Origin of the sequence: Gracilimonas sp. (genome assembly GCF_014762685.1) — a bacterium.
GTDB lineage: Bacteria > Bacteroidota > Rhodothermia > Balneolales > Balneolaceae > Gracilimonas.
Genome location: NZ_JABURM010000005.1, coordinates 1,378,794 through 1,390,565, shown reverse-complemented (window position 1 = coordinate 1,390,565; position 11,772 = coordinate 1,378,794). Strand labels below are relative to the sequence as shown.

The 11,772-nt window shown below is 40.9% G+C and carries 11 protein-coding genes; 1 reads left to right on the top strand and 10 read right to left on the bottom strand.

Annotation, left to right across the window (positions count from 1 at the left end; genetic code table 11):
* Nucleotides 1-83 precede the first annotated feature (83 nt).
* The gene (locus tag HUJ22_RS06255; RefSeq protein ID WP_290875334.1) at nucleotides 84-710 is read left to right on the top strand and encodes a ribonuclease HII; all 627 of its coding nucleotides are present in this window, start codon (nucleotides 84-86) and stop codon (nucleotides 708-710) included.
* Nucleotides 711-725: 15 nt separating this feature from the next.
* On the opposite strand, the gene rodA is transcribed toward HUJ22_RS06255, so the two are convergent.
* The 10 genes from rodA to recA all read right to left on the bottom strand — a co-directional run bounded on the left by rodA (nucleotide 726) and on the right by recA (nucleotide 11,435).
* Nucleotides 726-1,976 carry a rod shape-determining protein RodA gene (gene rodA, locus HUJ22_RS06250; protein WP_290875332.1) on the bottom strand — a complete coding sequence of 417 codons (1,251 nt, stop codon included), beginning with the start codon at nucleotides 1,974-1,976 and terminating at the stop codon, nucleotides 726-728.
* Nucleotides 1,969-3,825 carry a penicillin-binding protein 2 gene (gene mrdA, locus HUJ22_RS06245; RefSeq protein ID WP_290875330.1) on the bottom strand — a complete coding sequence of 619 codons (1,857 nt, stop codon included), beginning with the start codon at nucleotides 3,823-3,825 and terminating at the stop codon, nucleotides 1,969-1,971. The genes rodA and mrdA overlap by 8 nt, the downstream gene beginning before the upstream one ends.
* A 4-nt stretch (nucleotides 3,826-3,829) precedes the next feature.
* Nucleotides 3,830-4,300 (bottom strand): rod shape-determining protein MreD, encoded by a 471-nt coding sequence (gene mreD / locus HUJ22_RS06240; protein ID WP_290875328.1) that lies wholly within the window; start codon nucleotides 4,298-4,300, stop codon nucleotides 3,830-3,832.
* Entirely contained in the window at nucleotides 4,297-5,139 is an 843-nt protein-coding gene (mreC, locus tag HUJ22_RS06235) for a rod shape-determining protein MreC (protein ID WP_290875326.1), read from the bottom strand. Before mreC ends, mreD begins: the two co-directional genes overlap by 4 nt.
* 14 nt (nucleotides 5,140-5,153) lie before the next feature.
* Nucleotides 5,154-6,218 carry a rod shape-determining protein gene (locus tag HUJ22_RS06230; RefSeq protein WP_290875324.1) on the bottom strand — a complete coding sequence of 355 codons (1,065 nt, stop codon included), beginning with the start codon at nucleotides 6,216-6,218 and terminating at the stop codon, nucleotides 5,154-5,156.
* Between the two features lie 142 nt (nucleotides 6,219-6,360).
* Nucleotides 6,361-7,935 (bottom strand): bifunctional phosphoribosylaminoimidazolecarboxamide formyltransferase/IMP cyclohydrolase, encoded by a 1,575-nt coding sequence (gene purH, locus HUJ22_RS06225; protein WP_290875322.1) that lies wholly within the window; start codon nucleotides 7,933-7,935, stop codon nucleotides 6,361-6,363.
* A gap of 12 nt (nucleotides 7,936-7,947) precedes the next feature.
* Nucleotides 7,948-8,532 carry a phosphoribosylglycinamide formyltransferase gene (purN, locus tag HUJ22_RS06220; protein WP_290875320.1) on the bottom strand — a complete coding sequence of 195 codons (585 nt, stop codon included), beginning with the start codon at nucleotides 8,530-8,532 and terminating at the stop codon, nucleotides 7,948-7,950.
* Nucleotides 8,533-8,609: 77 nt separating this feature from the next.
* Nucleotides 8,610-9,695, bottom strand: coding sequence for an AI-2E family transporter (locus HUJ22_RS06215; protein WP_290875318.1), 1,086 nt, complete (start codon nucleotides 9,693-9,695; stop codon nucleotides 8,610-8,612).
* The gene (locus tag HUJ22_RS06210; RefSeq protein WP_290875316.1) at nucleotides 9,692-10,384 is read right to left on the bottom strand and encodes a RecX family transcriptional regulator; all 693 of its coding nucleotides are present in this window, start codon (nucleotides 10,382-10,384) and stop codon (nucleotides 9,692-9,694) included. Before HUJ22_RS06210 ends, HUJ22_RS06215 begins: the two co-directional genes overlap by 4 nt.
* Nucleotides 10,368-11,435 (bottom strand): recombinase RecA, encoded by a 1,068-nt coding sequence (gene recA / locus HUJ22_RS06205; RefSeq protein ID WP_290875314.1) that lies wholly within the window; start codon nucleotides 11,433-11,435, stop codon nucleotides 10,368-10,370. The genes HUJ22_RS06210 and recA overlap by 17 nt, the downstream gene beginning before the upstream one ends.
* Nucleotides 11,436-11,772: the final 337 nt, after the last annotated feature.

Sequence of the window (11,772 nt, the reverse complement as noted above, 5' to 3'; positions counted from 1 at the left end):
AACAAATACTTACTTAGTCAAATGAGTTCCATATCTTTGGAAAAGATATATAATAGCAGGTGTTGTTAAATAACATAGTTTTAATGAAAAAGATATCGGAAACAGATCGGTTAAAATTTGAGCGACAATTATGGAAAGAAGGCTATAAATATGTAGTGGGCTTGGATGAAGTTGGCCGGGGGTGCCTGGCCGGCCCGGTGGTGGCAGCAGGGGTTATTTTTAGACCGGGAACAGAGATTCCGGAAATTCGCGACAGTAAAACCATTAAAGAAAAGGAACGAGTTGAATTAAGTGATAAGATTAAAGCAGAAGCATTACACTGGACCGTACAGGAAGGTAGTATTGCTGAAATTAATAAGTTGAATATTCTATGGGCATCATTACAGACCATGCAAAAGTGTGTGGACAATTTAGTACCCTCACCGGATTATTTGCTGGTCGATGGAAATAGGTTTCTTAATTCCTTAACTCCCTATACTTGTTTGGTGAAGGGTGATGATAGGTCAATGAGTATTGCAGCGGCATCAATTCTGGCTAAAGTATATCGGGATGAGCTTATGAAAGATTTACACAATAAATTTCCCGAATATGGTTGGGCAACAAACGTGGGATACCCAACTCCAACCCACAAGAAAGCTTTACAAAAACTTGGTTATACGGAATATCATCGCACTTCTTTCAATCTGGGTACTCACTTAAAAAGAAAATAGGACAGCCGGTAGATTTTACCTGTATATACTGAATTCACGCTTATAGAAGTCCATATTTAAGCATATACCAAGCATTATAGTACTGGTTAGAAAAGCTGATCCTCCGTAGCTTATAAAGGGTAATGGAAGTCCAATCACAGGTAGAAGGGCAGAAGCACTGCCAACATTAATAAAAAAGTGAACAAAGAAAACAGAGGTGACACTTACCGTAACTAACTGTGCAAACGGATGCTTATGATTTCCTGCCATGTTCAGCAACCTTATGAAGAGAAATAAGAAAGCGATAATTACTATTGCTGCTCCTATAAATCCAAACTCTTCTCCAATCACACAAAAAATAAAATCCGTCCATTGTTCAGGTAAAAATTTGAGTTGAGTTTGTGTTCCTTCCAAAAACCCTTTCCCCGTAATACCACCGGAACCAATCGCAGTTTTAGCCTGTATCACGTTCCAGCCGGCACCTGTGGGGTCATAAGAAGGATTTGTGAAAGCAGCAATTCGGGCAATCTGGTGAGGTTGTAATAATTGAGTGATCGCTAACTGTACTCCCGAAATTGTCAGAAGTCCGGTAACTAAAGAAGCGATAGAAAGCCAAATACGCCGTTGTACAAAAAATATAATACCGGTAAGAATCACAGCTGCCGCTATACCATAATACCACTCAATCACCGATAAATATGCAATAACGGCCGGTGAGATTATAAAAAGTGAAACACCATAGGGGAGTCCTGACCAGAAAAGCATAACCGGAATCAATGTTAGAAAAATGAGAGCGGTACCTAAATCGTTTTGCAAAAAAACCAAAGTAGTTGGAATAAGAATAATAACCACGGCAATAATGGCATAACGCACATTTTCTGCTGAGATATCTCTTCTGCTTGTCAAATAGTTTGCCGTGGCAAGAATAGTGGCAACTTTCATAAGTTCACTGCTTTGTAAATTCATAGGACCCAGTCTCAGCCAGCTTTTTGCACCATTTATTTCAGTTCCGAAGGCGAGGGTAAGCAGCATTAAGACGATACCTAAGGCATATAAAGCGTAAGAAAGTTGGATATAGGTGCGAGGAGAGACAAATTGAAGAGCAATCAAGATAAATAAGGATACAACTACCCAAACAATTTGTTTAAAGAAATTATTCTGTATGTATTCGGGCAAATATTGAGAAACAGGTCCTTGAGTGGCGCTGTAAATTGCTACAAGCCCGATCGCGGATAAAAGCATCCACGTGAAGAGTACCGACCAGCTAAATTCTCTTAGATTATTCATTCAATTCTATATTATCTGAGTCGGAAGAAGCGTCAGGATCAACCGGCTCAAAATTAAGTACGTACTCATAGATCCAGTTTCTCTTTATTTCGCCGAGTAAATATTTTTCTATAATCAATGAAGCTATTGGGGCAGCTGAGATGGATGCAAACCCTGCATTTTCCACAAAAGCAGTCACAACAATTTCAGGATTATCAATGGGGGCAAAAGAGGTAAACCAACCATGATCCAGACCATGAGGATTTTGAGCCGTACCTGTTTTACCGGCAATTTCAATTTCGGAATGCTTGGCATACCATCTGCCACTTCCTTCTTGTACAACCCCGCGCATACCAGATTTGATGACTTCAAGATGCTCATTTTTTATCCAGTCAATCTTTTCTCTTTCAATATTCAGACGGGATAATTCTCCATTCGGACTTAGAATGCCTTGTACAAGGTGTGGTTTAATTTTATACCCGCCATTGGCCAATATGCTGGTCATTTGGGCGATTTGTATTGGCGAAACAGAAATCATGCCTTGACCAATACCAAAATTTAATAAGTCACCCAAGCCCCATTTGCGCTTTCCAAGACGGTTATTAAGGTACGTGCTGTCCGGTATTATTCCGGAATTGGCATTGGGCAAATCAATTGCATTTGGGACCCCAAGGCCAAAATCTTTAACCAAATTACTCCACTCGTTAAGCTTGCCTTGCATAGCAATCTTATCCATTAACGAAAGGAAATAAGTGTTACTTGAAAAGGTAATTGCTTTTTCCAGATCATATTCACCTATATCAGCTAAGTCCCTGTACGCCCTGCCTCGGATATAAGCACCGCTGTTATAGACCTCTGTTTCCGGAGTGATAATGCCAAGATGTAAACCAATGAGTCCCATGATGGGCTTGAAAGTTGAACCGGGCGGTTGCCGACTCGATATCGCACGATTATAAAGAGGGGTGGTTGAATCTGTATTTATAGTTTCCCAATAATTTTGGTCTAACCGTCCGGCCAATCTATCCAGATCATAGGAGGGAGAGCTTACAAGAGCCAGAATGGCACCTGTGTTAGGATTCATAGCTATAACTGCACCTCGTTTTCCTTTCATTAATTCTTCAGCAAAAATTTGCAATTCGGAATCAATGGTAGTGACAATGTCGGCTCCCTGAACCGGTGTTTGGGCAAGAGTATTATCCTCAAAATCACCAAGTGCTTGCCCTAATGCGTTGACTCTCAAATATTTAATTCCTGTCTGACCACGCAGGGTGTCTTCATAGATCATTTCGAGTCCGCTTTTCCCTACTTTATCGCCCAATCTTAGTTTCTCCGATTGTCGATATTCACTTTCATTAGCTTCGCGCAAATAACCTAATAAATGAGAAGCTTTCATTGCTGTGGGATAATGCCGTTTACTTTCAATTTGGTGGCCGATGCCTGGAAGCTGCCAAAGATTTTCCTGGATGACAGAAAAAGTCTGAAAATCGATTTCAGTAAATAAGCGGGAGGTACGATGCCAGGAATAAGACTGGGCTTCCTGAATTTTGGCGGTTAATAGGGAATCACTTACTCCCAAAATGGAAGAGAGTAGCGGGATATTCTTTTTATCGAACAAGGAGGGGGTTATAGTAATTGAAAAGATAGGCTCATTGTCGACAATGAGGTTTGCATTTCGATCATAAATCAAACCTCTGGCAGGTTCTACATACTCTTGTCGAACAGAATTTTCCTGTCCCAGGGCAGCGTAAGTATCGTACTCTACAATTTGCAGATGAAAAACCCTACCAAGAACAATGAACGTGAGGCTCAGGATAATAAACTGTAAAGCCTTGATGGATGTTTTGGTTCTGTTTGTTTGTCCTACCGACATAATCCTAATTACCTTTAAATATGAAAAGCATTGACCCAAGTAATGCAGTATATAAACTGTTTACCAGTATAAAAATTATTGGAGCAAAACCGGAAGTATAAGCATCAATAAAACTTGCCAATCCAAGGAAGATGACATTGTGTAAAATAGCAGCGAGTAATATCATCAAAAATATTTGCCAGAGTAACAACCGCCCTTCATTTCGTCTGCTCAAAAAGTTAAAAACCATAAAGCAAAGTAGAGTTTTGGAAAACATGTTCAGTCCCCAAAAGTCAAAAAGGGCATCTTGGATTAAGCCTAGCCCTGCTGCCATTAAAACTAACTTAACACGATCATATTTCATGGCAAGCCAAAGTAAATAAATCAGTAAAGGATCGGGAGTAGCACCAAAAAAACTCAAATGCTGGAATATGAGTACTTCCGCAAGTATAAAACTTAAACCAACCAATAAGTCTCTAAAGGTATCTTTGCTCATTCAAAAAGTTGATTATACTCAAGTTGAAGGTTAGCAACATTGGAGTCAGGCTCAAATTCAATTACAAAGCCCTGCGCAATATCTGCAAGCATTACATATGGTTCTAAAAATATGCGCTGAGTTTGTCGCCCGGGTTCCGGAACAGTCCTTATAACTCTTCCAATGGGTATTCCGGCCGGAAATTGATTGCTGTTTCCTGAGGTTTCTATTATATCCCCACTGTCAACAGCGATAGTTTTGGGTACAAAATCCATTACAAGTTCACCATACTGTTCACCAGGCCAGCTTACAATACCATTTGCCTGATTTTTTTGAATTCTTGCGCTTACCTTGAACAATGAATTGTAGTACGGCATTACCAAAGAATAATAATTTCCTGCCAGTACAATTTTCCCAATCAAGCCATCTGATGAAACAAGAGGCATTCCTTCTTCTAAGTTTTCTGAGGTTCCGGCATCAATAGTGAGTATGTTATTTAAACCACTCAGCTGTTTCCCAATAATTAAAACAGGGGTAAGTTCATATTCACTTTCTTCCTGATAATCTAAAAGACGACGGAGTTCTCTATTCTCTTGTTCAATTGAGCGCAAGCGACTCAATTCATCCTGTAAAAGAATATTTTGTCGCTGAAGATACGTATTAGTGTTTAGGGCTTGCCGGTACATCCGGATATTGGCAAGAGGTTCTTCAAGTAAACTAAAAGAGGTAACAGAAATTTTTCGTAGCGTATCTATACCGCCCTGATGCCTGGCAACCATAATGGCAAAGGCAAATATTAAAATCAGGGCAGTTACTATGTAATCTTTAGCATCACTTAAATTAAACGATCTAAATCGCATTCATTTCCGGGGTATTAGGAAATTACCGGACGGTAATATTCAAGGTTTTCGAGTATAGCTCCGGTTCCACGTACAACAGCCGTCAATGGATCTTCTGCTATGTGAACGGGAAGGTCGGTGGTTTCCATGATCAGTTTATCCAGATTTTTAAGCAGTGCACCTCCGCCGGTTAGCATAATTCCGCGATCCAAAATATCTGCTGAGAGTTCGGGCGGGGTTTGCTCGAGAGACTTGGTAATAGACTCTACAATAGTATTTACAGATTCAGCAATGGCTTCCCGGGCGTCTCTGGAAGTGATATGGCGAGTTCTCGGAACTCCGTTAACCAGATCTCGTCCCTTGGTTATCATCTCTAATTCTTCATCCAATGGAGCAGCCGAACCAATCTCACACTTTATTTTTTCGGCAGTTCTTTCACCAATCAAAAGATTGTGGTTTCTGCGGAAATAGTTAATAATGTCATCATTCAATTCATCTCCCCCTAACCGTACAGACTGAGCATAAACAATTCCTGACAAAGCTATAACAGCAATTTCAGTTGTGCCTCCCCCGATATCAACAATCATGCTGCCAACAGGTTCATGTACATCCAATCCAATCCCTATTGCGGCAGCCATGGGTTCGTCCACCAGGTATACTTCTTTGGCTCCTGCGTGTTCGGCACTATCACGAACGGCACGGCGCTCAACTTCAGTAATTCCACTTGGGACACAAATAACCATTTGGCGGGTGGTGGAATACCACTTCATTTTAACTTTCTTGATCATCCCGCGAATCATCTGCTCCGCTACTTCAAAGTCAGCAATAACTCCATCTCTGAGAGGACGAACGGTTCTGATCTTGCTGTGTGTTTTCTCGTGCATCAGGCGAGCTTCATGCCCGGTTGCTACCGGTACATTTTGCTGATTTAGTGCTACGATGGAAGGCTCATTTAAAACGATCCCCTCGCCTCGAGAATAAATAAGGGTATTGGCTGTACCTAAATCAATGGCTATATCGGTATAAAGGAAATCCAGGAAACCTTTTTGAGATTGTTTTTTTGAATTCTCTGAGGTATTCACTTCGCGTGATTCTGACATTTGCGCTGGTTAAATAATTTGAACATTATGGGGTATAGATCATGAGAAAATACAATATTGAGATTGTATTTGCGAATGTATAAAGAACGAATATTTTAGGTTTTATAAAAAGAGGTAATTTCTCTTTTTAAAAATCCCAAAATTAGTGTTTAAAATGCCTTTTACCGGTGAATATCATAGCCATATCGTATTCATTTGCTTTCTGTATGACTTCTTCATCACGAATGCTCCCTCCGGGCTGAATAACAGCTTTTGCTCCGGCCTTGGCCGCTGCTTCCACACCGTCTGCAAACGGGAAAAACGCATCTGAAGCGATGGCGGATCCTTTTAAATCAAGCCCTTCATTCCCGGCCTTTGCTACGGCTATTTCTGAAGAAACTACCCGGCTGGTTTGTCCGGAGCCGATTCCCAGAGTTCTTCCATCTTTAGCATATACAATAGCATTTGATTTCACATGCCGCACCACTTTCCATGCAAACATAAGGTCCTTCATTTCTTGATCTGTAGGCTTTCGCTTACTTATAATATTAAATTCATCCGGGTTTGAAGGGATTAAATCAGCTTCCTGGTTTAACATGCCTCCAAAAATAGATCTAAATGAAGATGCTTGTACTTCTCGAACAGACTTTTTGATCCTGATTAATCGGCGATTTTTTTTCTGAGTCAAAAGCTCCAGTGCTTTTTCACTGTATTCCGGTGCGATGATGATTTCCGTAAAAATTTCATCAATGGTTTTGGCGGTGTCCAGATCCAGCTCTTGATTCACAACAACAATTCCACCAAAAGGAGAGACGCGGTCGGTGCTGAAGGCCTTTTTATAGGCTTCCGTTAAGTTTTCATCCACTCCAACTCCGCTGGGGATAGTGTGCTTTATGATGGCACAAGCAGGCTCATTGGCATCAAAATCGGAGATGATATTCAATGCCGCGTCCACATCCAGGTAGTTGTTATAACTGAGCTGTTTTCCATGGAAGCAATCAATGAAGTCATTTTGATTGCCGTAGACAGCGGCTTTTTGGTGAGGATTTTCACCATAGCGTAATTCTTGTGAGATCGGGAGAGAGATGTTGAACTGTTTGGCCGGTTCTTCTTCAATTAGCTTAGTGAAATAATTTGAAATGGCGGAATCATAGTCGGCCGTATGGGCGAAAGCACTTTTGGCTAATTGCCTTCGGGTATCAAATGAAATAGCTAACTTCTCTTCAAGTTCTTCAATAAAACCATTGTATTGGTCCGGAGAGCTTAGAATAGAAACGTGAGCAAAGTTTTTTGCGGCAGCTCTGATCATAGTTGGCCCGCCAATATCGATAAACTCAGTAGCTTCTGCAGCGGTCACACCGGATGTGCTTACTTTATTTTTGAATGGGTATAGATTTACAACCACCAGCTCAATAGGTGTAATGTCAAGGTCTTTGATTTCTTCCATATCCGCATCATAAGATGTCCGGGCTAAAATACCGCCGTGCACCTTAGGGTGAAGTGTTTTCACGCGGCCATCCAGGCATTCCTGAAACCCGGTAACTTCAGACACATCTTTCACCGGAATCCCTTCAGCCTCGATAGCTTTTGCGGTACCTCCCGTTGAAATAATTTCTACTCCCGATTTATGTAAAGCTTTCGCTAATTGGGGAAGCCCTGACTTATCAGAAACGGATATAAGTGCACGGTTAATTCTTAACGGGGTGGTGGGTAGGGATGAAAGAGGTTTTAGAGACACGAGTTAGGTTTTTTATAAAGTTTTGAGATGTTTTTGTATTGCTTTAGGATAAAGCAGATGCTCTTCTTTTAAAATACGCTCAGCAAGTTCTTGCGGGCTGTCGTTTTGTTTAACTTCAACTTTAGTTTGGGCAATTATCGGCCCTTGGTCAAATTCATCGGTAACGATATGAACTGAACAGCCGGATTCTTTTTCATTTGCTTCAATCACTGCCCGGTGTACATTCATTCCGTAAAATCCTTTACCTCCAAATTTTGGTAAAAGGGAGGGATGAATGTTTAAAATACAATTTTCATATTCTTGAATGATTGAAGAAGGAATCTTCTTCAAATATCCTGCCAAAGCAATCAGGTCGGTTTTCCATTCTTGGAGCTGAACCGATAATTCGTTTGCAAAATCTTCTTCTGTTATATAATTCTCCGGAGAGATGACGCGAGTGGGAATGTTGTTATCTTCAGCTTTTTTGAGAGCACCAATCCCATTCTTATTGGTGATAAGCCCGGAAATGTTTGCATTAATTTCTCCGCGGTTTATAGCATCAATAATTGATTGAAAGTTAGTGCCAGAGCCGGAGGCAAAAACAACGATGTTCTTCAAAAGAGCTTAGAATTTTGCAGTGCCTGATTGGGCGGAAAAGATAGTAAATGTTTGGGTGTTATGAAGAATTAATTCTGTCAGTCAGGGCCCGGTAAACCGGTTACGTCCCGCCTGAAAACCTGGTAATTATTAAAGCTCCAGCTTAACTGTGTAATCATAATTTTAATTACGGTTGCCAGTGGAATGGCAATGAGCATCCCCAAAATACCGGCCGTTTCGGCGCCAACGAGAATGATAAATAAAATGGCTACCGGATGCATATCGGCCGATCGGGAGAAAAGCATGGGTTGGAAAACGATGTTGTCCAGCATTTGTACTATAAATATTGCAAGCACACAAGCGGCTACCATCGAAAAATTACCGGTTTCGATAATGGATACGATAATTGACAGGAAATATCCCAATATAGGGCCGAAGTACGGGATGGTATTCGCCAGTCCAACGGCAATACCTACCGACATTGAATTGTCTAAGCCGGCAATACTAAGTGTGGTCCATGATGATAAGGCCACTAAAAAACTTTGGAATAAAACACTTCGAAAATACAGGCCAAGTCGTTTTTCAATTTTATCAATGACCGTTAAAGTGGTTTCAAAATATTTGTTTGGAACAAGCTGAAGTAAGTCGCGGCGAATTTTACTCCCGTCTTTTAAAAAGAAAAATGCAGCAAAAGGCACTACCAATACTGCTGAGAATATGTTGGTGAAAATACTTAGTGCATCACTGACGATAGAGGAAATTTGATTTACGTTAAAAAGCTCGTTGAAGACGATAGTAATATTTTCCTCAAGAAAACCTTCAGGCAGAAAATCAAATTTATTGATTAATTGGTTTTCAACTTTTACGGCAATCTGCCGGATATTTTCAATGTTTAATTGTGCAGTGAGTTCTGCCATCTGGTTGGCTATTATTGGTATGACACTGGTTGAAATGAATACCAGAATTAAAATTACCGTTGCCAGGATAATGGTGATCCCAAAAGTCCGGTTCAGCCCCATGGATTGCAACCGGTTGGCAAAAGGGTCCAATATATAGCTGAGGATCATGGCTAAAACCAGGAAAACAACCAGATTTGAATAATTGTATAAGATGACCAAGCTAACTGCTAAAGCAGCAAGCCCAATAATAAAGCGTACAACACGATCCAGCGTGATATTTCTCATTGTGCAATTAGTGCTAAGAGTTCATCTATATTTTTTAAAATATTCTCTGAATCGTACCCTTTTCTCATCAAAAAATCGAATACTTTCTTTCGTCTTTTTTCTTCCGGTTCACGCCGGTAGCGCTGTTTCTTTTTCTCAACAAGTGCAAGCATGCTTTCTTTGATGGCGTCATCTCCGAATACCTCTTTTATGATTTGTTCGGTTACTTGTTTTGAAATTCCTTTTTTAAACAGTTGTGTACGAATTTTATAAGGGCCCCAATTATTAAATTCAAATTTTTCCGTCACATATTTCCGGGCAAATTTTTGATCGTCAATGTATTCTTTTTGCTCAAACTCATCCAGAATCTCATCGACAAAACTGTCCGAGTAACCTTTTTTATAAGCTTTGTCTTTAAGCTCTTTTCGGGAATGATCACGCCGCGACAATATCCGGAAAAAATACTCTCTTGCCGCCCATTGGTTTTCCGCTTCCTCTATTTGATGAAACAAAGAAGGCGTTATTTCAACGCCTTTCTTTAGATTTAACTTAGTAAGTGTGGCTTCTGAGACCCCAATCAAAAACTGATGGTCCACAAAAAGTGAATACCGGGTGGTATTCTTTTTTTGAACCCGGATCTCAGAGATAGGTTCCGGAAGAAGCTCAAGTGCTTTTTCCGAATTTTGCTGATAGTTAGCTTTCTGCTTCAACGGCTTCTTTATCTTTCTTTTTCTTCTCGTCTTTTTGTTGCGGCTCTTCGTCCTCCAGTGTTCCCATTAACTTGGCGCGTACGCTCTTTTCAATTTTTCCGGCCAATTCAGGATCTTCTTCCAGGAATTGCATGGCAGCATCTGAGCCTTGTCCAATCGGTTCACCGTCGTAACGAAACCAACTGCCTCGTTTCTCAATAATGTCGTATTCTACAGCCAGATCCAGTATCTCAGAGATGCGCGAGATTCCTTTTCCGTACATAATGTTGAATTCTACTACTTTGAAAGGAGGGGCCACCTTGTTTTTTGCAACTTTCACTTTGGTTCGGTTCCCGACCACTTCATCTCCTTTTTTGATGGAACCGATACGCCGGATATCCAACCGAACGGATGAGTAGAATTTAAGGGCCCGCCCGCCAGTTGTAGTTTCGGGGTTACCAAACATCACACCGATTTTCTCACGAACCTGATTAATGAAAATACAGGAAGTGCGGCTCTTATTAATAATACCGGTGATTTTTCTCATGGCCTGCGACATCAAGCGAGCCTGCAAGCCCATGTGAGAATCTCCCATTTCACCTTCCAACTCGGCACGAGGCACCAGAGCGGCTACGGAGTCGACCACAATTACATCAAGGGCACCAGAGCGAATTAAGGTTTCGGTAATTTCAAGGGCTTGCTCCCCATTATCAGGCTGAGAAACAAGTAATTCTTCTACATTGATGCCCAGTGCTTTGGCATAGCGCGGATCAAAAGCGTGTTCTGCATCAATAAAGGCTGCATATCCGCCATTTTTTTGTGCCTGAGCAATTACCTGAAGGGCGAGTGTAGTTTTACCGCTGGCCTCCGGGCCGTAAATTTCGGTTACACGTCCGCGTGGAATTCCTTGTACCCCAAGTGCATAATCTACCATGATGGAACCGGTGGATATTACATCAATATCCTGAATGGCCTCAGCTCCCAGTTTCATGATGGTTCCTTTGCCATGTTGTTTTTCAATTTGCCCTACGGCAATGTCGAGGGCTTTCATTCTATCGTTCGAGTCTGCCATGATTCTTTCCTTTTGTGAATTTGTTTTAGGCAAATATAAAGTACGTAGGTGTCAGTCTGTGTCACCCTTTTTTGCATCGCATTCAATATATGTTCAATATATGTGATAGACAAATGTCTTTTGAACGAATTTCATATTTCCCCAAGAATTTTTTGTTTATATAGTAAGAGGGGTGAAAATGAAATTCCTTACAAAATTTTTTAAAAAAAGTGATAGTCCCGAAGGGACTGAATTGATTATCAATTATATCATTGTTCTTCTTTTGTGCCGTCCGGCTGGGACTTAACATGTATATGATCTTCTATCCACGGGTTGAATCCCGCGGCTATATTCTGTC

Excerpts from the sequence above, each read along its gene's own strand:
- mrdA (WP_290875330.1), bottom strand. The coding sequence starts at position 3,825 with ATGTCGGTAGGACAAACAAACAGAACCAAAACATCCATCAAGGCTTTA.
- recA (WP_290875314.1), bottom strand. The coding sequence starts at position 11,435 with ATGGCAGACTCGAACGATAGAATGAAAGCCCTCGACATTGCCGTAGGG.
- HUJ22_RS06255 (WP_290875334.1), top strand. The coding sequence starts at position 84 with ATGAAAAAGATATCGGAAACAGATCGGTTAAAATTTGAGCGACAATTA.
- mreD (WP_290875328.1), bottom strand. The coding sequence starts at position 4,300 with ATGAGCAAAGATACCTTTAGAGACTTATTGGTTGGTTTAAGTTTTATA.
- mreC (WP_290875326.1), bottom strand. The coding sequence starts at position 5,139 with ATGCGATTTAGATCGTTTAATTTAAGTGATGCTAAAGATTACATAGTA.
- HUJ22_RS06215 (WP_290875318.1), bottom strand. The coding sequence starts at position 9,695 with ATGAGAAATATCACGCTGGATCGTGTTGTACGCTTTATTATTGGGCTT.
- HUJ22_RS06230 (WP_290875324.1), bottom strand. The coding sequence starts at position 6,218 with ATGTCAGAATCACGCGAAGTGAATACCTCAGAGAATTCAAAAAAACAA.
- rodA (WP_290875332.1), bottom strand. The coding sequence starts at position 1,976 with ATGAATAATCTAAGAGAATTTAGCTGGTCGGTACTCTTCACGTGGATG.